General features: G+C 64.7%; 27 protein-coding genes and 1 pseudogene. 23 read left to right on the top strand and 5 right to left on the bottom strand.

All coding sequences use genetic code 11. The features are described 5' to 3' along the window. The 5 genes and pseudogenes from ACK41X_RS07410 to ACK41X_RS07390 form a co-directional block, all read left to right on the top strand. A partial coding sequence (locus ACK41X_RS07410) for a glycerophosphodiester phosphodiesterase family protein (protein WP_409720802.1) occupies positions 1 to 798 on the top strand: 798 nt, incomplete at its 5' end. 55 nt (positions 799 to 853) lie between these two features. Next, positions 854 to 2,497: an acyl-CoA synthetase gene (locus ACK41X_RS07405; protein WP_409720800.1), complete on the top strand. Its 1,644-nt coding sequence runs from the start codon at positions 854 to 856 to the stop codon at positions 2,495 to 2,497. Positions 2,498 to 2,508: 11 nt separating this feature from the next. Then, the gene (locus ACK41X_RS07400; RefSeq protein WP_409720798.1) at positions 2,509 to 3,090 is read left to right on the top strand and encodes a poly-gamma-glutamate hydrolase family protein; all 582 of its coding nucleotides are present in this window, start codon (positions 2,509 to 2,511) and stop codon (positions 3,088 to 3,090) included. A gap of 102 nt (positions 3,091 to 3,192) precedes the next feature. Beyond that, on the top strand, positions 3,193 to 4,392 hold the full coding sequence (locus ACK41X_RS07395; protein WP_409720796.1) for a glycosyltransferase family 4 protein: 1,200 nt from the start codon (positions 3,193 to 3,195) through the stop codon (positions 4,390 to 4,392). A gap of 213 nt (positions 4,393 to 4,605) precedes the next feature. Beyond that, positions 4,606 to 4,821: pseudogene (locus tag ACK41X_RS07390) on the top strand (V4R domain-containing protein); the annotation flags it as partial. A 72-nt stretch (positions 4,822 to 4,893) separates the two neighbouring features. On the opposite strand, the gene ACK41X_RS07385 reads toward ACK41X_RS07390, so the two are convergent. From ACK41X_RS07385 to ACK41X_RS07375, 3 genes are all read right to left on the bottom strand, one after another. Beyond that, a complete protein-coding gene (locus ACK41X_RS07385; protein WP_409720794.1) occupies positions 4,894 to 5,148 on the bottom strand; it encodes a hypothetical protein in 255 nt (84 codons plus the stop codon). Between the two features lie 70 nt (positions 5,149 to 5,218). Continuing rightward, positions 5,219 to 5,614, bottom strand: coding sequence for a hypothetical protein (locus ACK41X_RS07380; protein ID WP_409720793.1), 396 nt, complete (start codon positions 5,612 to 5,614; stop codon positions 5,219 to 5,221). A 116-nt stretch (positions 5,615 to 5,730) separates the two neighbouring features. Further along, on the bottom strand, positions 5,731 to 5,910 hold the full coding sequence (locus ACK41X_RS07375; protein ID WP_409720808.1) for a YdcH family protein: 180 nt from the start codon (positions 5,908 to 5,910) through the stop codon (positions 5,731 to 5,733). A gap of 230 nt (positions 5,911 to 6,140) precedes the next feature. On the opposite strand from ACK41X_RS07375, the gene ACK41X_RS07370 reads away from it, so the two are divergent. From ACK41X_RS07370 to ACK41X_RS07360, 3 genes are all read left to right on the top strand, one after another. Further along, positions 6,141 to 6,347, top strand: a complete 207-nt coding sequence (locus ACK41X_RS07370; protein WP_409720791.1) for a YdcH family protein — start codon at positions 6,141 to 6,143, stop codon at positions 6,345 to 6,347. A gap of 85 nt (positions 6,348 to 6,432) precedes the next feature. Further along, positions 6,433 to 6,987 (top strand): 5-(carboxyamino)imidazole ribonucleotide mutase, encoded by a 555-nt coding sequence (gene purE, locus ACK41X_RS07365; RefSeq protein ID WP_409720789.1) that lies wholly within the window; start codon positions 6,433 to 6,435, stop codon positions 6,985 to 6,987. Between the two features lies 1 nt (position 6,988). Further along, the gene (locus tag ACK41X_RS07360) at positions 6,989 to 8,083 is read left to right on the top strand and encodes a 5-(carboxyamino)imidazole ribonucleotide synthase (RefSeq protein ID WP_409720787.1); all 1,095 of its coding nucleotides are present in this window, start codon (positions 6,989 to 6,991) and stop codon (positions 8,081 to 8,083) included. A gap of 3 nt (positions 8,084 to 8,086) precedes the next feature. Here the strand turns inward: ACK41X_RS07360 and ACK41X_RS07355 are convergent, their stop codons facing one another. Beyond that, the gene (locus tag ACK41X_RS07355; RefSeq protein ID WP_409720785.1) at positions 8,087 to 8,353 is read right to left on the bottom strand and encodes a hypothetical protein; all 267 of its coding nucleotides are present in this window, start codon (positions 8,351 to 8,353) and stop codon (positions 8,087 to 8,089) included. A gap of 245 nt (positions 8,354 to 8,598) precedes the next feature. Here ACK41X_RS07355 and rpsU point away from each other — a divergent pair, with 245 nt between their 5' ends. From rpsU to ACK41X_RS07320, 7 genes are all read left to right on the top strand, one after another. Continuing rightward, positions 8,599 to 8,904 (top strand): 30S ribosomal protein S21, encoded by a 306-nt coding sequence (gene rpsU / locus ACK41X_RS07350; protein WP_409720783.1) that lies wholly within the window; start codon positions 8,599 to 8,601, stop codon positions 8,902 to 8,904. A gap of 116 nt (positions 8,905 to 9,020) precedes the next feature. Next, complete coding sequence (locus ACK41X_RS07345) at positions 9,021 to 9,881, top strand: tetratricopeptide repeat protein (RefSeq protein WP_409720781.1); 861 nt, start codon at positions 9,021 to 9,023, stop codon at positions 9,879 to 9,881. Positions 9,882 to 10,112: 231 nt separating this feature from the next. Further along, positions 10,113 to 10,445 carry a c-type cytochrome gene (locus ACK41X_RS07340; protein WP_409720779.1) on the top strand — a complete coding sequence of 111 codons (333 nt, stop codon included), beginning with the start codon at positions 10,113 to 10,115 and terminating at the stop codon, positions 10,443 to 10,445. Positions 10,446 to 10,592: 147 nt separating this feature from the next. Further along, positions 10,593 to 10,955 (top strand): c-type cytochrome, encoded by a 363-nt coding sequence (locus tag ACK41X_RS07335; RefSeq protein WP_409720777.1) that lies wholly within the window; start codon positions 10,593 to 10,595, stop codon positions 10,953 to 10,955. Positions 10,956 to 11,441: 486 nt separating this feature from the next. Beyond that, positions 11,442 to 11,675 (top strand): hypothetical protein, encoded by a 234-nt coding sequence (locus ACK41X_RS07330; protein ID WP_409720775.1) that lies wholly within the window; start codon positions 11,442 to 11,444, stop codon positions 11,673 to 11,675. A gap of 681 nt (positions 11,676 to 12,356) precedes the next feature. Further along, on the top strand, positions 12,357 to 12,587 hold the full coding sequence (locus tag ACK41X_RS07325) for a DUF2171 domain-containing protein (protein ID WP_409720773.1): 231 nt from the start codon (positions 12,357 to 12,359) through the stop codon (positions 12,585 to 12,587). A gap of 180 nt (positions 12,588 to 12,767) precedes the next feature. Beyond that, positions 12,768 to 13,511 (top strand): TIGR02206 family membrane protein, encoded by a 744-nt coding sequence (locus ACK41X_RS07320; RefSeq protein WP_409720771.1) that lies wholly within the window; start codon positions 12,768 to 12,770, stop codon positions 13,509 to 13,511. Here the strand turns inward: ACK41X_RS07320 and ACK41X_RS07315 are convergent. Continuing rightward, positions 13,508 to 14,311, bottom strand: a complete 804-nt coding sequence (locus ACK41X_RS07315; RefSeq protein WP_409720769.1) for an alpha/beta hydrolase — start codon at positions 14,309 to 14,311, stop codon at positions 13,508 to 13,510. The genes ACK41X_RS07320 and ACK41X_RS07315 overlap by 4 nt on opposite strands. Positions 14,312 to 14,370: 59 nt before the next feature. On the opposite strand from ACK41X_RS07315, the gene ACK41X_RS07310 reads away from it, so the two are divergent. From ACK41X_RS07310 to ACK41X_RS07275, 8 genes are all read left to right on the top strand, one after another. Then, positions 14,371 to 15,561: a CynX/NimT family MFS transporter gene (locus ACK41X_RS07310; RefSeq protein WP_409720767.1), complete on the top strand. Its 1,191-nt coding sequence runs from the start codon at positions 14,371 to 14,373 to the stop codon at positions 15,559 to 15,561. After that, positions 15,558 to 16,457: a 2-hydroxyacid dehydrogenase gene (locus ACK41X_RS07305; RefSeq protein ID WP_409720765.1), complete on the top strand. Its 900-nt coding sequence runs from the start codon at positions 15,558 to 15,560 to the stop codon at positions 16,455 to 16,457. Before ACK41X_RS07310 ends, ACK41X_RS07305 begins: the two co-directional genes overlap by 4 nt. A 156-nt stretch (positions 16,458 to 16,613) precedes the next feature. Then, positions 16,614 to 17,678: an ROK family protein gene (locus ACK41X_RS07300; protein WP_409720763.1), complete on the top strand. Its 1,065-nt coding sequence runs from the start codon at positions 16,614 to 16,616 to the stop codon at positions 17,676 to 17,678. Positions 17,679 to 17,869: 191 nt separating this feature from the next. Then, the gene (locus tag ACK41X_RS07295) at positions 17,870 to 18,718 is read left to right on the top strand and encodes an FAD binding domain-containing protein (protein ID WP_409720761.1); all 849 of its coding nucleotides are present in this window, start codon (positions 17,870 to 17,872) and stop codon (positions 18,716 to 18,718) included. Beyond that, positions 18,715 to 19,194: a (2Fe-2S)-binding protein gene (locus tag ACK41X_RS07290; RefSeq protein ID WP_409720759.1), complete on the top strand. Its 480-nt coding sequence runs from the start codon at positions 18,715 to 18,717 to the stop codon at positions 19,192 to 19,194. The genes ACK41X_RS07295 and ACK41X_RS07290 overlap by 4 nt, the downstream gene beginning before the upstream one ends. 157 nt (positions 19,195 to 19,351) lie before the next feature. Beyond that, on the top strand, positions 19,352 to 21,748 hold the full coding sequence (locus tag ACK41X_RS07285; RefSeq protein WP_409720757.1) for a xanthine dehydrogenase family protein molybdopterin-binding subunit: 2,397 nt from the start codon (positions 19,352 to 19,354) through the stop codon (positions 21,746 to 21,748). A 153-nt stretch (positions 21,749 to 21,901) separates the two neighbouring features. Further along, entirely contained in the window at positions 21,902 to 22,855 is a 954-nt protein-coding gene (locus ACK41X_RS07280; RefSeq protein WP_409720806.1) for a cyclase family protein, read from the top strand. Positions 22,856 to 22,880: 25 nt separating this feature from the next. Then, positions 22,881 to 23,174 (top strand): hypothetical protein, encoded by a 294-nt coding sequence (locus ACK41X_RS07275; RefSeq protein WP_409720755.1) that lies wholly within the window; start codon positions 22,881 to 22,883, stop codon positions 23,172 to 23,174. The last annotated feature ends 34 nt before the right edge of the window (positions 23,175 to 23,208 follow it).

Here is a 23,208-nt window from a genome sequence, read left to right as displayed (position 1 = left end):
GACGGCGTCCTTGTCGTCAGCCACGACTCGCATCTCAATCCTGACCATACCCGCGGTCCCGACGGCGAATTCCTCACAGCAACCGGTCCGGCCATCCGTTCCCTCACTTTCGACGACTTGCAGGCCTATGACGTCGGCCGCATCAAGCCCGGCACGGCTTATGCCGCGCGCTTTCCGATGCAGAAGGGTGCCGATGGCGTGCGCATCCCGAAGCTGACCGATGTGTTCGATCTCGCGAAGCGCGTCGGCGCCGACCACATCCGCTTCAACATCGAGACCAAGCTGACGCCGACCTCCGAACCCGATACGCCCGATCCGGAAACCTTCGCGACTGCTCTGGTGAAAGCCATTCAGGACGCCGGCCTCACCAAACGCGCCAGCATCCAGAGCTTTGACTGGCGCACGCTGATGGTCGCAAAGCGCATCGCGCCCGAAATCCAGCGGGTGTGCCTGACTATCCAGAGTCCCGGCGAGGACAATATCCGCCGCAACCTGCCCGGTCCCTCGCCCTGGACCGCGGGGCTCGACGTCGATGATTTTGATGGCTCGGTGCCGCGGCTGGTGAAGGCTGCGGATTGTCAGGTCTGGTCGCCGTTCTTCCGCAACCTCACCGCCGCACTGGTGAAGGAAGCGCACGATCTCGGGCTGAAGGTGATCCCCTGGACCGTGAACGAGACGGCCGATCTCGAACTGATCTACCAGACCGGGATCGACGGCGTCATCTCGGACTATCCCGACCGCGCCCGCGCTGCCTTGCCCAGGGGGATTACACCCCCGCCTCCCCTGACTTTGCGCTGATTGATCGCGCCCCCGCCGCTTTCTATTGTTGCCTCATCCAAGGGAGGCAACAACAATGGCTAAAACGCCCCAAGATCTGACGCCCTACGACATCGATCTCGATCGCAATCCGGCGAATTTCCAGCCGCTGACCCCGCTGCAATTCCTCGAACGCGCGGCATCGACCCATCCCGATCACACCGCCATCATCCACGGAACGCTGCGCCGCACTTACCGCGACTTCTATGCCCGCGCGCGGCGTCTCGCCTCGGCGCTTTCGAAACGCGGCATCAGGCGCGGCGACACCGTCTCGGTCGTGCTCGCCAATACCCCCGCCATGCTCGAATGCCATTACGGCGTGCCGATGACCGGCGCCGTGCTCAACACCATCAACACAAGGCTCGATGCCGCAGTGAATGCGTTCACGCTCGATCACGCCGAAACCAAAGTGCTGATCGTCGATCGCGAATTCTCGCGCGTGATGAAGGATGCGCTCGCGCGCGCCAAGGTCAAACCGCTGGTGATCGACTATGACGATCCCGAAGACAAAGGCGACGGCGAGCGCATCGGCAGCCTCGAATACGAGGACTTTCTGAAAGAGGGCGAGCCGGACTTCGCCTGGCGCATGCCGGACGACGAATGGGACGCGATCTCGCTGAACTATACGTCGGGCACCACCGGCGATCCGAAGGGCGTGGTCTATCACCATCGCGGCGCCTATCTGCTCGCGACCGGCAATGTCCTGACCTGCTCGATGCGCAAGCATCCGGTCTATCTGTGGACGCTGCCGATGTTCCACTGCAACGGCTGGTGCTTTCCCTGGTCGATCTCGGTGGTCGCCGGCACCCATGTCTGCCTGCGCCAGGTGCGCGCAGCGGCGATGTATGACGCGATCGCCACCCACAAGGTGACGCATTTGTGCGGCGCGCCGATCGTGATGGCGACGTTGCTCAACGCGCCGGCCAGCGAGAAAAAGCCGCTGCCGCATATGGTTGAATTCTTCACCGCCGCCGCGCCGCCGCCGGAAGCGGTGCTCGCCGGCATGAAGGAGGCGGGCTTCAACGTAACGCATCTCTACGGCCTGACTGAAAGCTATGGCCCGGCCGTGGTCAACGACTGGCACAGCGAATGGGACGCGCTCTCCTCCGCCGACCAGGCCGCGAAGAAGGCGCGGCAGGGCGTGCGCTATGGCGCGCTCGAGGCGCTGGAGGTGATGGATCCGGAAACCATGCAGCCGGTCGCCCGCGACGGCGCGTCGATGGGCGAAGTGATGATGCGCGGCAATGTCATCATGAAGGGCTATCTGAAGAACCCGTCCGCGTCGGCGAAAGCCTTTGCCGGCGGCTGGTTCCATACCGGCGATCTCGGCGTCATGCATCCCGACGGCTATATCCAGCTCAAGGACCGCTCCAAGGACATCATCATCTCCGGCGGCGAGAATATCTCCTCGATCGAGGTCGAGGACGCGCTCTACAAGCATCCGGCCGTGCAGGCCGCGGCGGTGGTGGCAAAGCCCGACGAAAAATGGGGCGAGACGCCGTGCGCCTTCATCGAACTGAAGCCCGGCGCCAGCGCGAATGCGGACGACCTGATCGCCTGGTGCAAGCAAAATCTCGCCGGCTACAAGGTGCCGCGCCACATCGTGTTCCGCGAATTGCCGAAGACCTCGACCGGAAAGATTCAGAAATTCAAATTGCGGGATATGGCGCGGGAGGCGTGAAGGCACCCCGGATGGCCGATCGCTATGCGAATTTCGCCGCGCTGTCGCAGCACGAGCGAGAGAATTTCGATTACCTCATCGAGGTTGCAGCGCGCGACAGCCGGGTCGCGGTGATCGCGCCGCATGGCGGATTCATCGAGCCCAATACCACGCCGATCGCACGCAGGATCGCGGGAAACGATCTCAGCTTCTACAGTTTCACCGGCCTGCGTCCGGGCCGCCCGCACGCGCATCTGCATATCACATCGCACAGATTCGATGAGCCGCGCTGTCTTGACCTGGTCGCGCGCTCCGACATCGTTATCACGGTCCACGGCATGGTCGGTATCGACGACCCCTGGCTGGTCTATCTTGGCGGGCTCCAGACGCGCTTGCGCGAGCGTCTGCGCAAGTCGCTCACCGAGGCTGGCTTCGCGGCCCGGTTCGACGCGCAGCGTTATCCCGGAACGCATCCCAGCAATATCTGCAACCGCGGACGGAGCGGGCGCGGCGTTCAGCTCGAACTGCCGCGCCACCTGCGCGACCGTCTCGCGGCCGATTCCGGCCTGCTGGGGGCATTTTCGGCTGCAATTCGCGCTGCAATCGATGGATAAGCCGGTCCCACCAATGTCCTGCGGCCGATGCGAGAGGCTTCATGCCGCAGTGTCCGTTAATCATTGGGCAAACCCGCGGGGGGTACATTGCGAGGCGCCGGCATGGCCTTCGCCGAGGGCCGGCGCCAATCGCAGATGCCGCGCATGATCCATGTAAAGCCCGCAACGCCATTGAACATCCTGCACGTCTTCCGCGCGCCGGTCGGCGGGCTGTTTCGTCACGTCGTCGATCTGGTGCGCGGGCAGGTCGCGCGCGGCCACCGCGTCGGCATCATCGCGGACCGGCTCACCGGCAATGCGCGCGCCGATGAGATTTTCGCGGAACTCGAACCGCAACTCGCTCTCGGCCTGACGCGCATCCCGATGCGCCGCCAGCTCGATCCGCTCGATGCGCCGGCGGTGTATCACGTCACCCAGCGGATCCGGCAGACCGGCGCGGAGGTGATCCATGGCCACGGCGCCAAGGGCGGTGCCTATGCGCGGCTCGCGATGCCCGGCCGGCGCGTGGTGCGGGGCTATACGCCGCATGGCGGCAGCCTGCTGTTAAGTCACGATAACCTGTCCGGCCGCATGTATCTGACCCTCGAACGCATCCTGCTTGCGCGCCCTGCGCTGTACCTGTTCGAGAGCGCCTATAGCGGCGAGGTGTTCCGCAGGAAGATCGGCGCGCCCAACGGCATTGCGCGCGTCATTCACAACGGAGTCGCGGCGAGCGAATTCGCGCCGGTGACGCTGGCGCAGGACGCGACCGATCTGATTTTCATGGGCGAGCTGCGTCCGGTGAAGGGCATCGATATTTTGATCGAAGCGATCGCGCGGTTGCATGCGGCCGGCCGTCCCGTCACGGCAACGCTGGTCGGCAGCGGCCCCGACGAGGCCGACCTGAAGGCGCAGGCCGCCAGACATGGGATCGAACATGCAATCCGCTTTACGGGGGCGATGCAGGCGCGCCGGGCGCTGACGCTCGGCCGCATCATGACGATCCCCTCGCGCGCCGAATCGCTGCCCTATGTGGTGCTGGAAGCGGCAGCCGCCGGCAAGCCGCTGATCACAACGCGGGTCGGCGGCATTCCGGAAATCTACGGGCCGCTCTCGGGTGCGCTGATCGAGGCCGGACATGCCGGGGCGCTCGCCGATGCGATCGCCGGCGCACTTGACGATCCTGCTGCCGCAGAATGGCTGGCCGGACAATTGCGCGAGCGCGTCGCCGCGGGCTTCTCGCTCGATGCGATGGTGGACGGCGTCACCGCCGCCTATCGCGAGGCGATGGCGCAGACGATGCCGGTGCGGGCTGCCGCTTGAGCCTCCTGCTCCCCGGACGTGGATTCGGACAGTCCGTTGCCGCCATACAGCCGCGCGGTCCCGGCGGCGCTCACTGATCTTGATCGAGATAGCTGTGTCATCCTTGATTGACATCCCTGCACAAAGGGCAGATCGTCGTGCGCATCGTCCTCATCCATCCGAACTATCACTCCGGTGGCGCCGAAATAGCCGGCGACCGGCCGCGCGCCATTCCTGGACATTTGCGGGCTCCGGCACATTCCGGATCGAACCGGGCGAACCGCTCCGCTTTGTCGTGACCGGCGTCCGATCAGCAAAGGATGCCGCGCCAGCCAGCCGGTTTGCGATCTTTATGCGGCACCGTTTCAGCGGCTGTATTGCGACCTGGTGAACCCGCGCACGACCGTTGTCGAAACTGCGTGCGAGGCAATGGGCGCTCCCGCCTGCATATTCGAACTCCGCTTCCGATCCGGAAGACCGGGGCTGCGCGCGCAGAACGCCCTCCTGGCCGGACTCGCAACGTCACTTCGTCCTGGGCTGATCCGCCTTTGCCTTTTCCAGCTTGTCCAGTCGCGCCGTCGTCGCCGCCAGCGCCGCCTTGAGCGCATTGATTTCGATGCGCGCGGCGCTCAGTTCCTTGATCGCCGCGTCGAGCCTCTGCCGCGCATCGCGCGCATTGCGCTCGATCACGCCCTGCAGGAACTCGTCGTTGGTCTGCAGGCAGCCGGTGCGGCGATCCATCTGCTTCTCGGCGGTGCAGACTTCGAGCCCACGCACATCCTGCGCAACACCTGGCGTTACCGCGCAGAAAACAAGAGCGCCGACAAGCGCTCCCAGGTGCCGCCGTCTATGGTTTGGTTTCCGGCTTATCATTGGGCGTGGTCTCAGGATTTGGCGAAACGGTATCGGCGTCGTTGCAGGACCATTCCTTCGGCTGACAGGCAATGCCGATATTTGAGCAGGCAGTCAGACTGCAGGTGCGGCAGCCATCCGTGAAGAATTTGCAGTTCGGCGATGCGCGCACGATCTTCTGCCACCAGCTCTCTTCCGCTGACGGCGTCTCGCCCTCCGGTTTCTGCAGATCAAGCCGCACGTCATCGGATGGCGTCGGGGACGATCCAGCTCGCGGATGGCCCGCCATTGGCGCAGGCGCTTCGTCCGCGCGCGGCGCCTGCGCCAGCGCGGCGTCGCAGACGAACACGGCGCCCAGAACGACCATGAGCGCAAGGCCGGCACGGCGCATCGCAACAGCCCGACGTCTGCAGATCACGTCACGGAACCCTTAAAAGCACGGCCGCCGGTCTCCGTCAGGAGTGCCGGCGGCCCAGCCGCAATCAAATCATATGCGAAACCGCTCAATCAGTGGAGGCTGGTCGAAGCCTGCATCCGCGCGATCTCGTCCTTTACTTGCAACTTGCGACGCTTCAATTCGGCGATTTTGGTATCGTCGGTCGACGGATGCGCGAGGGCATCGGCGATTTCTTCCTCAAGCGCCCGATGGCGGGCCTTGAGCTCCACAAGATGCTCTTGAATGGACATGGCAGCAGTGGCCTCCTGGATGAAGTGGAGTCCTGACTTCATCAGTCTGACATGCAGAATGTGGCAAGTCGACATCGTCAATTGCTGCAGCGCGGCAAATCCCCGTTTTTCGTTACTTTTCAGCATATCTTGAACGCCGGGCTGGAACGCGGCACAAGCATGGGAACCCGCCTGTCCGTCGCGCTTCTCTTGCAACCCTCTGGAACCAAGGGATTTTCACACCGAATCGCATGACCGCCGACGAGCAGAACATTTTACGCACCGAGCTGGCGCGGCTGCAGCAGGAACATCGCGACCTTGACGCCGCGATCGAGGCGCTGAGCGACGCGCCGGGCCGCGACCAGATCCAGCTGCAGCGGCTGAAAAAGCGCAAGCTCATCCTGCGCGACCGGATCGCCTTCATCGAGGATCAGCTGACCCCGGATATCATTGCGTAATGTCACGCGAAAGCTGGCGTTTCGCTTGCCGCACCCCGTTGCCTGCGTATAGTCAGGCGCTTCTTTCGCTCACGGAATCGCCACAATGGCCGCCCGGCCGACATCATCCTCCGGAAAGAAGCCTGTCGCCATCATCATGGGCAGCCAGTCCGACTGGGCGACCATGCAGCATGCCGCCGAGACGCTGGACCGCCTGAAGATCGGCTATGAGGCGCTGATCGTCTCCGCCCATCGTACGCCCGACCGGCTCTACGCTTTCGCAAAGTCCGCACACAAGAAGCACAAGATCATCATCGCCGGCGCCGGCGGCGCCGCGCATCTGCCCGGCATGGCGGCGGCGATGACAACGCTGCCGGTGTTCGGGGTGCCGGTCAACGCCACCGCCCTGGACGGGCAGGATTCGCTTCTCTCCATCGTGCAGATGCCGGGCGGAATTCCCGTCGGCACGCTGGCGATCGGCAAGCCGGGCGCGATCAATGCCGCGCTGCTGGCCGCGGCGGTGCTGGCACTGAACGACAAGCCGCTCGCCAAGCGGCTCGCGGCCTTGCGCAAGGCGCAGACCGCCGGCGTCGCCAAACGGCCGAAGTCCGACGCCGCGGACGTCGCGCCCAGGACGACGGGCAAGAAGCGGCGGACATAGCATGTTCAAGCGCGACAACGCCCCGCTGCCGCCGGGCTCCACGATCGGCATTCTCGGCGGCGGCCAGCTGGCGCGCATGCTGGCCCAGGCCGCCTCGCGCATCGGACTGAATTGCCATGTCTATGCTCCGGAGGCGGATTCCTGCGCGTTCGACGTGGTCAAACGCGGCACCGTTGCAGCCTATGCCGACCAGGAGGCGCTGGCCCGCTTCGCCAAGGATTGCGCCGTCGTCACCTACGAATTCGAAAATGTGCCGGCGCAGACCGCGAGCTTCCTCTCGCAGCGCGTTCCGGTGCTGCCCGATCCGCGCGTCCTCGCCACCACACAGGATCGCCTGATCGAAAAGGAATTCATCGACAATCTGGAGATCGCCACCGCGCCCTATGCGGCGGTGAGCGATGCGCCGCAACTCTTCGAGGCGGTGCGCAAGATCGGCCTGCCGGCGATCCTGAAGACGCGGCGCTTCGGCTATGACGGCAAAGGCCAGTTCAAGATCGACGCCGGCGGCGATCCGGCGGCAGCGTGGCGGGCGGTCAACGGCGCCGCCTGCATCCTGGAGGGCTTCGTGCCGTTCGAACGCGAGGTCTCGGTCGTGGTCGCGCGCGGCCGCGACGGCTCGCTGCAGAGCTTCGAGGTCACCGAGAACGAACACCGCGACCACATCCTGAAAGTGTCCCGCGTGCCGGCCGCTGTCCCGCCTGCGGTGGCCGCCGAGGCGGTCCGGATCGCCGAGAGCATCGCCACCGCCTTCGACTATGTCGGCGTGCTGGCGGTCGAGATGTTCGTGTTGCGCGACGGCACCGCGCAGCGCGTCCTCGTCAACGAGATCGCGCCCCGCGTGCATAATTCGGGACACTGGACCATCGACGGCTGCTCGGTCTCGCAATTCGAGCAGCATATCCGCGCCGTCGCGGGCTGGCCGCTGGCGGAGCCGGTCCGGCTGGGGCGGGTCGAGATGATCAACCTGATCGGAGCCGAGGCCGCCGATTACGGGCGCTGGCTCACGGTTCCGGGGGCGTCGCTCCACCTCTACGGCAAGGGCGACCCGGTGCCGGGCCGCAAGATGGGCCATGTCACGCGGGTGCAGATTGACTGACGGTCACACCCCGCGGGCGCGCAGGACCGACTGGCAGGCCTTGCTGATCTGCTGGCGGTTGCGCTGCAGGCAGCCCAGAACCTGAATGGCGTCCGGCTCGAAGCGCTTGCAGAATCGGGCCGAATCCGGCGCGCAGGCGGCTTCCTCCTCGGGCGTGCCCTTCATCAGATTGGGCAAGCCCAGGGGCGTTCCGCCTTTCTGCTGCGCATTGGCCGCAACCGGCGAAAAAACCAAAAGTGCCGCAACGGCGGTCCATGCATAGCCCGTCATTCTTGCCCCCGGCTTGTTTGGATTCGAGGTCAAGGCTTGCCGGTCAATTGCGGTTCCAGCAAGCCAAATCGGCCGCGGCCTGACAGCCGTGAGACAGCTGTGGACTTTGTGCACCGTTTCTGGTATTCCGCCGCCCGAATTGAAGGGCCGGATACCGGCCTCCGGTTCCCGAACACCACCGCATTCATGATGTGCCTCCCGCCGGGCCCGCCCGGCTGCGGCGGCATCGCCAAGAAGGATCGTCCGTGCAGGTTCTTGTCCGCGACAACAATGTCGACCAGGCGCTCAAGGCGCTGAAGAAAAAGATGCAGCGCGAGGGCATTTTCCGCGAAATGAAGCTTCGCGGCCATTACGAGAAGCCCTCCGAGAAAAAGGCCCGCCAGAAGGCGGAAGCGGTGCGTCGCGCGCGCAAGCTGGCGCGCAAGAAGCTGCAGCGCGAAGGGCTTTTGCCGATGAAGCCGAAGCCCGTGATGGGCGCCGGCGGCCGCGACGGCGGCCGCGGTCCGCGTCCGGCTGGTGGCGGCGGCTTCGGCGGCGGCGCGCGCGGCTGAGCGGGCAGGGCGCAATCCCGATTCGAAAAAACCGCCGGAGCCGCTCCGGCGGTTTTTGTTTTGGGCCGCGCCGCCGTTTTAACGCCACGCCGCACGGCTTATCATGGCGACCGATGATGTCCGTCCGCGCCGTCCCCCGCCGTTTCGTCTTGAATGCGCTCGGTCTGGCCGCAGCGCTGTCGCTTGGCGGCTGTTCAACGATGCTTGAGCAGGGCGCGCTGGCGCCGGAAGCGACCTATGCCGCCTCCCCCGCCAATATCGCCTCGCTCACCGAAGTGATCCAGTCGCAGCCCAACGATCCGCAGGCCTACAACATGCGCGGCACCGTGCTCGCCTCCGCGGGGCGGCGGAAGGAGGCGCTGGCCGATTTCAACAAGGCGATCCAGCTCGATCCGAATTATTCCGAAGCCTATGCCAATCGCGGCCTCCTGCACCGTCAGGACGGCAATCCCGATCTGGCGCTGAAGGATTATGACGCCGCGATCCGGATCGACGAGACTTACGCGACCGCCTATCTCGGCCGCGGGCTCGCCTGGCGCGACAAGAAGCAGCCGCTGAAGGCGCTGGACGATTTCAACCGCGCCATCGCCATCCGTCCCGACAATGCGCAGGCCTATTACAACCGCGGCCTGCTCTATCAGGGCTCCGGCCAGCATCAGTTCGCCATCGACGATTTCGCCACCGCAGCGACCTTGGCGCCGCGCGAGGCCGACCCGTATCTCGCCCGCGCGCTCTCCTATATCGCGGTCGGCGACCTCAAGGCCGCGGCGGCCGACCTCGACAATGCGGTACAGCTCGACGAGCAGAATTTCGCCGCCTGGACCAGCCGCGGGCTTGCCTATGAGCGCATGGGAGACAAGGAAAAGGCCGCGGGCTCCTACGCCAAGGCGCTCAACATCCAGCAGAACTACGCCCCGGCCGCGGAGGGATTCCGCCGCGTCGGCGGGCAATATGGCCGCACCTATCAGGCATTCTGATTGGCGCGTGTTCGGTCATGAGTTTGACACAGGCATGTGGGGTTTTGACTTGGGTATGACCTGGGTTTGACCGGGTTTGGCTTGCGTTTGGCTTGGGTTGGGCTTGCGTTTGGCTTGGGTTGGGCTTGGGTTGGGCTTGGGTTTGGCTTGGATTTGACGTGGGGCAAGGCATCCGCCCGCCGCAAACGCAACGTTGCAAGAGTTCAGCGAGGGATCACACAGGGCACTGTCATGAAATGCATTCCGATCGCCGCCGCGCTTTCGCTGCTCGTGCTGCCGCTCGCGGCCATGGCGCAGGACGCGGAGCGCAAAAATCCCCGCCCCGATCCGCAGAAGGGCGCGGAGCTCGCCAAGCGCTGGTGCGCGTCCTGCCACCTCGTCGCCAAGGACCAGACCAAGGCGGTGGACGGCATACCCTCGTTCGCTGCGATCGCGCAGCGCGGCAATATCGGTGCCGGACGGCTGGCCTTCCTGCTGCTCAATCCGCATCCGGCGATGCCGGCGATGACGCTGACCCGCAACGAGGCGCGCGACCTGGCGGCCTATATCGCCACCCAGAAGTGAGCGGCGCAGCACGTCGATTGTCGCTGCCGGTCTGAGGCGGGCCGGCGCGGCTGCATGTCATCACTATCCCCCGAAAGCTCAGAGACGGGCGGGCGCAAGCCCGCGCCGTCACGTTTTTCTTTTGTGCCTGAAAACTGAGGTCCTTCGATGCGAATGCGTTCACTGGCGTTTCGAAACAAGGCGGCGCCGCTTGCTGCCATTTCCGCGCTCTGCCTGCTCGTGCTGCCGCTGGCAGCGCAGGCGCAGCAGGCGGCTGGCGGCGGCCGGACCGATCTCAAAAACGGCGCGGACCTCGCCAAGCGCTGGTGCGCGTCCTGCCATCTGGTATCGAAGGACCAGGCCAAGGCCATCGAAGGGGTGCCGACCTTTGCCGAGCTGGCGCGGCGATCCGATCTCGCCGGCGAGCGGCTCATCGTGTTCCTGCTCGGCCCGCATCCACCGATGCCCCCGATCGGCCTGAGCCGCGACGAGGCGCGCGATCTCGCCGCCTATATCGCCGCGCAGCGCTGACGGAGGCGCGGCGGACGCCGGGAGCGCCGACAATGCCGCGGTTCATGTCGGCGAGCAGAGCCCGATGTCGGACAGTGAGGCGATGCGGAAGGCGGACCCGGTGGTGGATGCGGCGGGGTTGAAGTTTGAATAAGGGGCCGTCGACGCCAACAGCGAACGCCATGGGGTAACGCGGCTCTCTCATGCGGTCATGCCCGGGCTTGACCCCGGCATCCACGTCTTTTGCGCACGCTCCCTCCCGCCCGTCCCCGCGCAAACGCGCGAAGCACGTCTTACGCAAGAGGCGGGAACCCAGCACAACCAGGCCCGCTTGTGCTTGCCTTCTCTGGATTCCCGCTTCGCGGGAATGAGCGGAGGATGAGGTTTCTTCCGGCCGACATGCCACGCTTCGTCGCTTCGGGCGTGTGGGACGCGGTAGTTATCGATTGCGATCCAACGACTGAAATGTTGCACTTAAATAACTGAAGCTTCCGCTTGGAGGAGCGGATGGCCTGGTTCCTAAATCATTATGAATGCGATCGTTGCGGGTACGGCTGGACCGACGAATGGTCCTGCATGTGTGATGACGACTGCCCGCGCTGCGGAGCACGGCATATGTCGCCTTCGGACAGCGACGACCTGACGAAGATTATTGAACCTCGTGAGAGCGCCTTCGTCGTCCTGTGCTCGCCCGAAACCGCCGAACATGACCCCGACTATCGCGAGCTTGGCACCTTCTGAACGGAGGCCGAGGCAGAAGCCTTCCTGCGGACCGGACAGGCGGTCCTTGACAAAATTCCTATAGCATAATATTCCTATCGCCACCTCGCTCATCGAGGGGCGCTCTCGCGAGGCGTCGTTTGAGCGGAGCGAAGGTGCGGCGCCTGCTGGTCTGTCTCGCAAACAGGCCACCGGGAGGCTGCGGGACCCCGCTCTACGGGCACTACGACCCGTGCGCGAGGAGCTCGCTATACGGCCTGCGCCCCGGTTGGGCGCAGGTACGCAAACGCGGCCCGCATGCCTGTACGCGGACACAACGCTCCGCCGAAAGAACGCCGCTCCGGACGAAGTCCCGGACCGCGCAAGCGGGCCGGGGCGGCGCGCCGGGAGGCGGCTGCGCGGTGCAAGCCTCGCAGCATTCAGGACTGGCCTGCGTCTGCCGGCGCGCCGTCCTCCCCTCACCCGCCGGATGCGAACGCATCGCGGCAACGCTCCGGCCTGCGCGCGCAGGAGCAAAGCGCGAGAGCAAATCATCAGTGCAAATCATCAGAGCAAGGCGTGAGCGCAAATCATCAGAGCCAATCATGAGGGCAAAGCATGAGGGCGCGCCAAGCCTCCGCCGCGTCGAGGCTGCCCGGAACCTTCGCTCCCGATGCGGCGTTGGCCCGCGCATCCATCGAAGCCAACGAAAAAGGAGCGAACATGCAACCGAGCGACATCAAGGAACACATGGAGGTCTGCGGCGCGGACGGCAAAACCGTGGGCAAGGTCGATCGCGTCGAGGGCAACCGCATCAAGCTGACCAAGGATTCGGCGCCGGCCGGGCACAAAGACCATCATCACTTCATCGATCTGAGCCTCGTCAGCGGCGTCGACGGCGGCAAGGTCACGCTGTCGAAGAATGCCGATCAGGTCTCGCTGCAGGAAGCCTGATCGCGCGCCAGGATAACGCGCCCGGTCCCGGTCCGGGCCATAAGATGCGGGCCGCCTCGCACCGGCGGCCCGCTTCGCCTGCGCGAAGCGGCGCAGCGTCGCCTCCCCGCTGTCATGGTTTGCGGATAAACTGCCCCCGACTCGAACGCGCATCGGCAACGGCGAGGGGGGATAACGACGATGCAGCCCGCGGCCGCAGCGGTTGGTCCAGGACCCTGGGACGTCTTCACGCCCTACACGGCGCTGCATCTCGTCTCCGTGCTGGTGTGCTTCGCCGCCATCGCCGTGCTGATCGTCTTGGCGCGGCGCCAGCAAGCGCGCGGCGCCGAGCCCGCCTTCCGCCGCGCCTTCGCCTGGACCTGCCTCGTCTTCTGGGCGTTCCACAATGCCTGGTTTCATGCCGGCGGCATCGACTGGCTGACCGGGCTGCCGCTGCATATCTGCGATCTCGGCGGGCTGATCGGGCCACTGGCGCTGCTCACCGGCAGCCGGTTCCTGCGCGCAACGCTGTATTTCTGGACCTTCGCGCTGACGCTGCAGGCCTTCATCCAGCCGGCTTTGGTCGCGGGGCCGGCGACCGGCGTGTTCTGGTTCTTCTTCATCGCCCATTCGGTGGTCGTGGCCTGCGCGCTCTACGATCTTGTGGTGCTCGGCTTCCGCCCGCTCTGGAACGACCTGCCGCGGGTCTATGCCTTCAGTGCGTGTTACGTCGTGGTGGTGGCCGGCGTGAATGCCTGGCTCGGCGCCAACTACGCCTATATCGGCGATCCGGCGCCGCCCCTGAAAATCCCGCCCTTCATCGATGCGCTCGGGCCGTGGCCGCAGCGCGCGCTCGCAGTGTTGGCGCTGGCGGGCTTAAGCTTTCCGCTGCTGCTGCTGCCGTGGAAGCTTGCCGGCGCGCGGCGCGCGGCCGCGTCCTCCTAACGCAGATGCTGCGCGAGGAATTTGCGCGCGGCGGCAAGATGGTCGTAGCGGTCGAGATCCTCGTGGCCGCCTTCGGGGAAGGCGACGAACGCCTTGGGCTCGTTGGCCAGCGCAAACAGCCGCTCGCCGAGCCGGAACGGCACCACACGGTCGCGCCGTCCGTGCATGATCAGCACCGGCGCGGTCACCTTGCCGATGCGTTGGTCGGAGCGGAACTGGTCCTTCATCAACAGGCGGACCGGCAAAAAGGGATAGGCCGAAAAGGCGACGTCCGCGGCCGAGGTGAAGGGCGCTTCGAGGACGACGGCGGCGACGTCCTGTTCCGTGGCCAGCGCCACCGCAATGCCGGAACCGAGCGATTCACCCCACAGGACAATGGGCGCATCGGGATAGCGGGTGCGGGCGACGTCATAGGCCGCGCGGCCGTCGGCGATCAGCCCGTCTTCGGTCGGGCGGCCCTCCGAACCGCCATAGCCGCGATAGGACAAGGCGACGAGCCCGGTGCCGTCCTCGATCAGGCGGCGGAAGCGGTGCACGCGGTGCGCGAGCGCCCCGCCATTGCCGTGGAAATAGACGATGACCGGCTTGCCCGGCTGCGGCGGCACGGTCCAGGCGATCAGCCGGACACCGTCTTCGGCCGTCAGTTCGGCCTCGGCGGCCTGCGCGAAACCGGCATCGGCGGGCGCGACCCGCACCGGATACGGAAAATACATCAGCGCACGCTGCGCCAGATACATCAGCGCGACGATGCCCACATAGCAGACCAGACCGATCAGCAGAGCGGATTTGAGGCTTTGCATCGAGCCGCTATAACACGGCCCGCTTTCGAGACGATGACTGACGGCCGGGCTTGAGCACCATGAACCTACGGACCCGCTGGGGCGCGGTGGCCGCCCTGATCCTTGCGGGCGTGGTCGTGGCTTTGCAGATCGGCAAGGCCGCGATTGCGGTGCCGGTGCTGCAGTCGGAGCTTTCGCTGTCGCTGGTATTGGCGTCGTGGGTGATCGGCGCCTATGGCGTGCTTGGCGCATTCGGCGGGCTGCCGGCCGGCATTGTCGCGTCGCTGTTCGGCGCAAGAAGCACGCTGATTGCCGGACTGGTCGCTGCGGGCCTGGGCAGCCTGGCCGGGGCCATGGTCAATGATGGCGGCCTCCTGATCGCCACCCGCGTGATCGAAGGCTGCGGCTTTCTCGCCGCGGTCCTGGCGATTCCGCGCCTCCTGCGCGCGGTCACCGCGCCGCGCGACCGTGACACCGTGCTGGCGCTGTTCGGCGCGTATATGCCGATCGGCTCGCTGATCATGATGCTGGCAGGCCCGCACCTGATGGCGCAGGGCTGGCAAATGCTGTGGATCGTGAACGGCGCGGTGGCCCTCGCCTATGCCGTGGCCATAGTGTTCATACCGCTGCGGGAGGAGGCCAATCCCACCGCGCCCCTGACGACACTGGTGCCGAATATCAAGGCCGCACTGGGCACGCCCGGCCCGATCCTCTTGGCGGCCGCCTTCGGCATCTACACCTTCCAGTATGCGGCCATGGCGAATTTCCTGCCCACCTTGCTGGTCGACCGGCTCGGCCTCTCGATCGCCGCCGCCGGCACCATCAGCGCCATAACCGTCGCGGCCAATGCTGTGGGCAATGTCTTCGCCGGCGCATTGCTGCGGTTCGGCGCGCCGATCTGGGCCATCGCCGCATTCGGCTATTGCTTCGCCGGCGCGGCGTCGTTCGGCATTTTCTCCGACGCGCTGCCGGTAATCGCGATCGCTGCGCTCGCCTCGGCGAGCCTTGCCGTCACAGGCCTGATCCCGGCCTCGATCTTCGCCGCAGCGCCGCGCTTGGCCGCAAGCTCCGCGCTCCTTGCCATCGTGCTCGGACTGATGAATCAGGCGAGCAATCTCGGCAACCTGTTCGGTCCGGCGGCGATGGCATCGCTGGTGCAGCATTTCGGCTGGGAGCGCGGACCACTTCTATTCGTTGCCGTGACCGTCAGCGGCGTGTCCGTGGCGCTGATGTTGCGCGCGGCGATGAAACGCGCAAGAACCTTGGCATGAAATCCATCTTCATCGACTGCAATCACCAGCTCGAACCGGTCTGGCATCGCGTGCATCGCCCGGACGATCCGCCCATCGCCGTCAATACTGCGCCGTTCAGGAGCGAGGACCTGCCGCGCCTGCTCGACGGCTACGATGTCGTCCTCGACGATCATTCCTACATGCCGACACCATTCATCGAGCGATGCAAGTCGCTGAAGCACATCGTGTTTCTGGGCACCGGCGCGGCGAGCTATATGAACATCGCCGAATTGAAGGAGCTCGGCATCACCGTCCACATCATCAAGGGCTATGGCGACACTGCAGTTGCCGAACACACGATCGCGCTGATGTTCGATTGCGCGCGCGATATCGCGAAGATGGACCGCACACTGCGCGCCGGCACCTGGAAGCCGCTGGAGGGCATGCAGCTTCTCGGCAAGACGCTCGGCATCATCGGGCTGGGCGGTATCGGTTCGGAAACCGCGCGGATCGCCAAGGGCATCGGCATGAAGGTGATCGCGCATAACCGCACCAGACGCGACGACGCGCCGGCGCCGCTGGTCGATCTCGACACTCTGCTTGCCACATCCGACGTTATCTCGCTCAATCTCGTGCTCAACGACGACACCCGGGGCTTCATCGACGCCGAACGTATCGCGCGGATGAAGCCCGGCGTCATCCTGGTCAACACCGCGCGCGCTGCACTGATCGACGAGACCGCGATGCTGGAGGCCTTGCGCACAGGCCATATCCGCCAGGCCGGCCTCGACGTCTACCACAACGAGCCGCTGAAGCCCGATCATCCGCTGACGCGGATGGACAATGTGACGCTTTCGGCCCACGCTGCTTTTCGGACCCCGGAAGCGTCGATGACGCTGCTGCGCCGTGCGATCGATATCGTGAAATCGCTTTGAGCCACTCTGCGACATGCAAAGCGCCGGACCGGAAGCAAGCATTACTGAAAGATTGACGGGATTTCGGGCCCGCGGCTTTCGGATGTGCCCCGGAATCACAGGCTCCTGAGCGGAACACTTCCTGCCCTCCATCGTTGATCCGCGTTTGGAGGGCGCATGGCCGACACCAAAATTCTCACCCCCGTGGCCGCTCATGGCGCGGCCCGCCTGCCCTCGGTCGTGGTCGACAGCTACAATGTCGAACTGAAGGACGATGAGGGCTTTCTCGGCGACCGCGCCAGCAAGACCGCGTTCGTCGAGATCATCGACAACTGGCGAAAGGCGCTGCGAAAAGCTGGTGACGACCCGTTCGGCGATACGCCGACCGATGAACTCGGCAAGAAGCAGCTCGACGAGTTCCTGACCAAGGGCGACCCGGAAGCCGCTGGCCTGGTTCACGGCGCAGTCGAGGAATTCGCGCAGGAACTCGCCCTGGTGATCCGGCGCTTTCTGAAGCTGAAGGCGTGGGCGGGAACCGAACGCATCGTCATCGGCGGCGGCTTCCGCGCCAGCCGGATCGGCGAACTTGCCATCGGGCGCGCCTCGGTGATCCTGAAGGCCGACAAGATCAAGACCGAGCTGGTGCCGATCCGCAACGATCCTGACGAGGCCGGGCTGCTCGGCGCCGGACATCTGGCGCCGGCCTGGATGTTCAAGGCGCATGACGCCATTCTTGCCGTGGATATCGGCGGCTCCAATATCCGCGCAGGCGTAATCGACCTCAATCTGAAGAAGAAGACCGACCTGTCGAAATCCTGTGTCTGGAAATACGAATTGTGGCGGCACGCCGAAGAGGGCGACATCAAACGTGAGAATGCGATCGACAATCTCGTGGGCATGCTGGAGCGGCTGATCGACAAGGCGCATCGCGAGAAATTCAAACTCGCCCCGTTCATCGGCATTGGCTGTCCCGGTATGATCGAGCCGGACGGCTCGATCGACCGCGGCGGTCAGAATCTTCCCGGTGGCAACTGGGAATCGAGCCGCTTCAATCTGCCAGCGCGCCTTCACGAAGCAATCCCCAGGATCGGAGACGACGATACCGCTATCGTGCTGCACAATGACGCTGTCGTTCAGGGCCTCAGCGAAGCGCCGTTCATGCAGGATGTCGACCATTGGGCCGTGCTGACAATCGGCACCGGACTCGGCAATGCACGGTTCACCAACCGCAACGGGGAGTAGAGGCGCCAATCATTGCCGATGCGGATATTGATTGGGGGCGGGCCCGGTCTTAAGACCCGCCCATAAGCCGTCATGCCGGCTTTTGCATTTCGCGCTCGCCCGGCTTGACGGCTTGCGGTTGACGTGTACGCAATCTCCCGCTCAGAATAAGAACAAGCAAAAACCAAAGCACAAGATCCGGGGAGGTCAGCGTGAAGCCGGCGCCGTTTGCGTATGCCAAGGCCCGTTCGGTCGAGGACGCGGTCAAGCTGCTGAGTGAGCATGGCGACGGCGCGAAACTGCTCGCAGGCGGACAGAGCCTGATGGCGACGCTGAACATGCGGCTGTCCCATCCGGACCTGCTGATCGATCTCAACACGATTCCCGGCCTCGACAGCATTGCGTTGAACGGCGGCGATGTCGCGATCGGCGCGATGGTGCGCCATGCCGCCGCCGCCAGATCCGACGTGATCGGAAAGCATGCCCCGCTCATCGCCATGGCCTTGCCGCATATCGCCCATCCGGCGATCCGCAACCGCGGTACGATCGGCGGCTCCATTGCCTTCGCCGATCCGGCGGCGGAATTGCCCGCCTGTTTCCTCGCGCTCGGCGGCGCAGCCGAAATTGCCGGCAAGGGTGGCGGCCGCTGGGTAAAGGCCGACGATTTCTTCAAGGGACTCTACGAAACCGCCATCGGCCCCGACGAGATGCTGACCGCAATCCGTCTGCCGGTGGCGACTCCGGAGATGCGCTACGGCTTCGCGGAATTGTCGCGCCGCCACGGCGATTATGCGCTCGCGGGGCTGGCGGCTTCGGCGCACGCGGAAGGCAGTTCGCTAAAGAATGTGCGGCTCGCTTATTTCGGTGTTGGCCTGACGCCGATACGGGCAAAGCACGCGGAGACTGCATTGGCCGAAGGTTCGGTCGACGAGGCGGTGAAGGCGCTCGAGGCCGATCTCGATCCGCCTGACGACATCCAGGAAACAGGGGCCGTGAAGATGCATCTCGCCGGCGTGCTGCTGCGCAGGGTGGCCGCGCAGCTCTCCGGGGGACATGCATGAGCCCGGTTTACGACATCAACCTCATCGTCAACGGCGAGCCGGTCGCCGCGCAGGTCGAGGCGCGCAAGTCGCTGGTCGACTTCCTGCGCGAGGATTTGAGCTTGACCGGAAGCCATGTCGGTTGCGAGCACGGCGTGTGCGGCGCCTGTTCGGTGCGTGTGAACGGCGACGTGGTGCGCGGCTGTCTTATGCTCGCCGTGCAATGCGACGGCGCCAAAGTCGAGACCATCGAGGGCGTCTCCGACTCCGGCGAGATCGCCGACCTGCAGGACGCGTTCGAGAAGCGCAACGCCCTTCAATGCGGCTATTGCACGCCGGGCATGCTGCTCACCGCACAGGAGCTTCTTGCCAACGGCAAACTACCGAGTCGCGACGACATCCGTGAACATATATCCGGCAATTACTGCCGCTGCACCGGCTACCACGCGATTGTGGATGCGGTGGAGTCGGTGGCGATGGCCAGGAAGGCAAAGTAATGGGCGCGGGCACGGGGCTATCATCCGCTCGTCTCCGCGAAAGCGGGAACCCAGACCTTATATTTCCACCGATCGGACCTCTGGTTGCGTTGCAACGCAACCGGATCCCCGCTTTCGCGGGGACGAACGGAGACAGTTGTTGCGAGGAAATGGCATCATGAAAATCGTCTCCGACCTTCCCTCGCCGCTCACCGCGCTCGACCGGCCGAATTCCTATATCGGCCGTTCCGTGCCGCGCCCGAACCTGAAGCGCCTGGCGCAAGGCCGCGCCCAGTATGTGAGCGACATGACGCTGCCGCGCATGGCCCATGTCGCGTACCTGCGCTCACCTCATGCCCATGCCCGCATCGTCAAGATCGACAAGCGCAAGGCGGAGAAAGCGCCTGGCGTGATCGCCGTGGTCACCGGACCCGAGCTTGCCAAAGTCATCACGCCCTGGGTCGGCGTGCTGACGCATCTGAAGGGCATCAAGTCGGCACCGCAATATGCCATCGCGGTCGACCGCGCCTGCTGGCAGGGCGAGGCGGTCTGCGCCGTGGTCGCCCGCACGCGCGCGCAGGCCGAGGATGCCTGCGAGCTGATTGAGATCGCCTATCAGGAATTGCCCGCGGTCACCGACCCCGAAACCGCGCTCGATCCGGGCACGCCGGTGATCCATCCGGAACTCGGCGACAACCTCACCTTCGAGCGCACGCTGGATGCTGGCGAGGTCGACAAGGCATTTGCCGAGTCCGATGCGATCGTCGAACAGGTGTTTCATTTCGGCCGTCATACCGGCGTGTGCAACGAGCCGCGCGCCATCATCGCCGACTGGAATCCGGGCGAGGAGCGGCTGACCGTCTATCACGCGACGCAGGCGCCGCACATGATGCAGAACCTGTTCGCCAAGCACCTCGATCTCGCCGAGCATCAGGTGCGTGTCGTGACCAAGGATGTCGGCGGTTCGTTCGGCATCAAGGTGCATACCTATGCCGACGAGATGGCGGTCGTGGCGCTCTCAAAGATGCTGAAGCGGCCGATCAAGTTCGTCGCCGACCGGCTGGAAAGCTTCGTCACCGACATTCACGCGCGCGACCATCGCGTCAAGGGCAAAATTGGCATCAGGAAGGACGGCACCATCACGGCCTTCGAGATCGACGACCTGACCGGCATCGGGCCTTATTCGGTCTATCCGCGCACCTCGGGGATCGAAGCGAACCAGATCGTCAATTTGACCGGCGGGCCCTATACCTGCCCGAACTATCGCGCGCGCGCGCGCGTGGTGTTCCAGAACAAGAACGTGATGTGCCAGTACCGCGCGGTCGGGCACCCGATTGCAACCGCGGTCACGGAAGGGCTGGTCGATCTCGCTGCGGCCAGGATCGGCATGGACCCGGTGGAGGTCCGCAAGAAGAATCTCATTCCGGACCACGCGCACCCCTCGCAGGCCGCCTCCGGCATCAAGTTCGAGAAGCTGTCGCACATCGCCTCGACCGAGAAAATCCTGTCGATGATGGATTACAAGGCGCTGCGCGCCGATCAGGCGGCCGCGCGCGCGAAGGGCATCTATCGCGGGATCGGCTTCGCTTCCTTCATCGAGGTCACGAACCCGAGCGCGGCTTTCTACGGCGTCGGCGGCGCGAAAATTTCGGCGCAGGACGGCGCGACGGTGCGGCTCGACGGCAAGGGCGCGATCTTCTGCCATACCGGCGTATCCGAACAGGGCCAGGGCGCGGAGGCGGTGATCGCCCAATGCGTCGCCTCGGCCTTTGGCGTGCCGATCGAGAAGGTGCGCGTGATCATGGGCGACACCGACAACACTCCTTACGGCGGCGGTACCTGGGCATCCCGGGCGGCAGGCATCGGCGGCGAGGCGGCGTGGCAGGCCGGCAAGGCCCTGCGTGAAAACGTCCTCGCCGCCGCGGCCTCCATCCTGCAGGCCAAGGCCTCCGAACTCGACATCGACAACGGCGTGGTTGTCGACAAGGGCACCAAGACCGAGCGCATCTCGCTCGAAGAGGTCGCCCGCATCTGCTATTTCCGGCCCGATACCCTGCCGCCCGGCTTCCAGGCGGAACTTGTTGCAACACGCCATTATGTGCCGCGCGCCTGGGCGTTCTCTTTCACCAACGGCATCCAGGCGTCGTATCTCGAAGTCGATACCGATACCGGCTTCATCAAGCTGCTGAAGCACTGGTGCGTGGAGGATTGCGGCACCGTCATCAATCCGCAATTGGTGGACGAACAGATTCGCGGCGGCATCGTGCAGGGCCTCGGCGGTGCGCTGTTCGAGCATTGCCTCTATGACGAGCGCGGCCAGATGCTGAACGGCAACATGGCCGATTATCTCGTGCCGATGGCGATGGAAATGCCGGACATGGAGATCGGCCATGTCGTGACGCCGACCGCGGATTCCGAACTCGGCGCCAAGGGCGCGGGCGAGGCCGGCACCGCCGGCGCGCCGGCCTGCGTGATGAATGCGATCAACGATGCGCTGCGCCCGCTCGGCGCCAAGCCGCTCACCGACATGCCGTTCACGCCCGGCAAGGTGCTGCGCGCGCTGGGGAAGGTATAGCTCCTTTCCACATCGTCAAATTCGCCGCACGCAATTGCATCAATCTATCGGTAGACGGAACGGTGCCGCTTGATCACAATCCGGCCCGGCCGCCCGCACGCCATGAAAGCGGGAAGAGCCGCAACGAGACTTTCGTGGAGGACTACCGTGTCGATGAACATCAAGGTCGGCCTGAAAGCCATCGAGGAAGCGTCCGAGAAGCTTTCCAACTGGGGGCGCTGGGGCAAGGACGACCAGATCGGCACGCTCAACCACGTCACCCCGGACGACATTGTCAACGCCGCGAAGCTCGTGCGGACTGGCAAGGTGTTCGCACTCGGCATTCCGCTCGATCGCAACGGCCCGCAGACCGGGCTGTTCGGCGGCCGCTTCAACCCGATTCACCAGATGCTCGCCACCGGCACCGACGCCATTGCCGGCCAGCAGGACTGGAACAAGATCCGCTACGCCGACGACACGCTCAATCTGTGCGTGCAGGGCGCGACGCACTGGGATGCGCTCGGCCACATCTTCTACGAGGACAAGGCCTATAACGGCCACGACGCCAAGCTGATCGATTCGCGCGGGCTCGCCGTGCTCGGCATCGAGCATTCCAAGAACAAGATGGTCGGCCGCGGCGTGCTCCTCGACATCGCGCGTTTTCGCGGTGTGCCCTGGATGAAGGACGGCGAAGGCATCTCCAACGAGGAACTCGACAAATGCGCGAAGGCTCAAGGGGTCGAAATCCGCAAGGGCGACTTCGTGCATGTGCGCACCGGCCAGATGGAGCGCTGCCTGTCCGAGGGGGTGTGGGGCGGCTATGCCGGCGGCGACGCGCCGGGCGTGATGTTCGAGAATTGCTACTGGTGCCAGGAAAAACAGATCGCGGCGCTCTGTATGGACACCTGGGGCTGCGAGGTCCGGCCGAACGAAACCGACGAAGCCAACCAGCCCTGGCACTGGGTGGTGATCCCGGCCATGGGCCTGTGCATGGGCGAGATCTTCTATCTCAAGGAACTCGCCGAGGATTGCGCACAGGACAAGGTCTATGAGTTTTTCTTCTCCGGCCCGCCGCTCATCATCACCGGCGGAACGGGGAGCCCGATCAATCCGCAGGCGATGAAGTAAGTTTTACTCTTGGAACATACAGCTGATGTTTAAGACCGCAGCTCGCAATGCTCAGAAACGAGGGAACAGCGTCTGGGACACTCGACCTACCAAGATAAATGGATCGGGCAAGCGTAAAAAGGGAAAGAAAAAACCAAAGGCGTCATTGGACGCCGCTAATACTGGTCAAGTGCGCCGCAAGAAGCCATTGCCGGGCATTAGCAAGCGCCGTGACGCCCCCGATGTTGTCGCGCGTAAGGCCGCTGAAGACAGGCTCCGCCTTGTAGAATCGGGTGTGAAAGTAACTGTTCTTGATCGATTGATCTCCTCCAACCGGTGAATGGACATCAATTCAAAGCACCAGCTGATTCGAA

The organism is Pseudorhodoplanes sp., from assembly GCF_046289595.1.
Lineage (GTDB): Bacteria > Pseudomonadota > Alphaproteobacteria > Rhizobiales > Xanthobacteraceae > Pseudorhodoplanes.
The sequence above is the reverse complement of the archived record's forward strand: the minus strand, read 5'-3'. Positions and strand labels throughout refer to the sequence as shown.

What these genes read in the sequence shown, in the direction of transcription:
- ACK41X_RS07300 (WP_409720763.1), top strand. Translation starts at nt 16,614, where the DNA reads ATGGCCGACACCAAAATTCTCACCCCCGTGGCCGCTCATGGCGCGGCC.
- ACK41X_RS07380 (WP_409720793.1), bottom strand. Translation starts at nt 5,614, where the DNA reads ATGCGCCGTGCCGGCCTTGCGCTCATGGTCGTTCTGGGCGCCGTGTTC.
- ACK41X_RS07325 (WP_409720773.1), top strand. Translation starts at nt 12,357, where the DNA reads ATGCAACCGAGCGACATCAAGGAACACATGGAGGTCTGCGGCGCGGAC.
- ACK41X_RS07310 (WP_409720767.1), top strand. Translation starts at nt 14,371, where the DNA reads ATGAACCTACGGACCCGCTGGGGCGCGGTGGCCGCCCTGATCCTTGCG.
- purE (WP_409720789.1), top strand. Translation starts at nt 6,433, where the DNA reads ATGGCCGCCCGGCCGACATCATCCTCCGGAAAGAAGCCTGTCGCCATC.
- ACK41X_RS07275 (WP_409720755.1), top strand. Translation starts at nt 22,881, where the DNA reads ATGTTTAAGACCGCAGCTCGCAATGCTCAGAAACGAGGGAACAGCGTC.
- ACK41X_RS07280 (WP_409720806.1), top strand. Translation starts at nt 21,902, where the DNA reads ATGAACATCAAGGTCGGCCTGAAAGCCATCGAGGAAGCGTCCGAGAAG.
- ACK41X_RS07315 (WP_409720769.1), bottom strand. Translation starts at nt 14,311, where the DNA reads ATGCAAAGCCTCAAATCCGCTCTGCTGATCGGTCTGGTCTGCTATGTG.
- ACK41X_RS07305 (WP_409720765.1), top strand. Translation starts at nt 15,558, where the DNA reads ATGAAATCCATCTTCATCGACTGCAATCACCAGCTCGAACCGGTCTGG.
- ACK41X_RS07360 (WP_409720787.1), top strand. Translation starts at nt 6,989, where the DNA reads ATGTTCAAGCGCGACAACGCCCCGCTGCCGCCGGGCTCCACGATCGGC.
- ACK41X_RS07340 (WP_409720779.1), top strand. Translation starts at nt 10,113, where the DNA reads ATGAAATGCATTCCGATCGCCGCCGCGCTTTCGCTGCTCGTGCTGCCG.
- ACK41X_RS07370 (WP_409720791.1), top strand. Translation starts at nt 6,141, where the DNA reads ATGACCGCCGACGAGCAGAACATTTTACGCACCGAGCTGGCGCGGCTG.
- ACK41X_RS07395 (WP_409720796.1), top strand. Translation starts at nt 3,193, where the DNA reads ATGGCCTTCGCCGAGGGCCGGCGCCAATCGCAGATGCCGCGCATGATC.
- ACK41X_RS07375 (WP_409720808.1), bottom strand. Translation starts at nt 5,910, where the DNA reads ATGTCCATTCAAGAGCATCTTGTGGAGCTCAAGGCCCGCCATCGGGCG.
- ACK41X_RS07355 (WP_409720785.1), bottom strand. Translation starts at nt 8,353, where the DNA reads ATGACGGGCTATGCATGGACCGCCGTTGCGGCACTTTTGGTTTTTTCG.
- ACK41X_RS07320 (WP_409720771.1), top strand. Translation starts at nt 12,768, where the DNA reads ATGCAGCCCGCGGCCGCAGCGGTTGGTCCAGGACCCTGGGACGTCTTC.
- ACK41X_RS07330 (WP_409720775.1), top strand. Translation starts at nt 11,442, where the DNA reads ATGGCCTGGTTCCTAAATCATTATGAATGCGATCGTTGCGGGTACGGC.
- ACK41X_RS07335 (WP_409720777.1), top strand. Translation starts at nt 10,593, where the DNA reads ATGCGAATGCGTTCACTGGCGTTTCGAAACAAGGCGGCGCCGCTTGCT.
- ACK41X_RS07285 (WP_409720757.1), top strand. Translation starts at nt 19,352, where the DNA reads ATGAAAATCGTCTCCGACCTTCCCTCGCCGCTCACCGCGCTCGACCGG.
- ACK41X_RS07290 (WP_409720759.1), top strand. Translation starts at nt 18,715, where the DNA reads ATGAGCCCGGTTTACGACATCAACCTCATCGTCAACGGCGAGCCGGTC.
- ACK41X_RS07345 (WP_409720781.1), top strand. Translation starts at nt 9,021, where the DNA reads ATGTCCGTCCGCGCCGTCCCCCGCCGTTTCGTCTTGAATGCGCTCGGT.
- ACK41X_RS07405 (WP_409720800.1), top strand. Translation starts at nt 854, where the DNA reads ATGGCTAAAACGCCCCAAGATCTGACGCCCTACGACATCGATCTCGAT.
- ACK41X_RS07400 (WP_409720798.1), top strand. Translation starts at nt 2,509, where the DNA reads ATGGCCGATCGCTATGCGAATTTCGCCGCGCTGTCGCAGCACGAGCGA.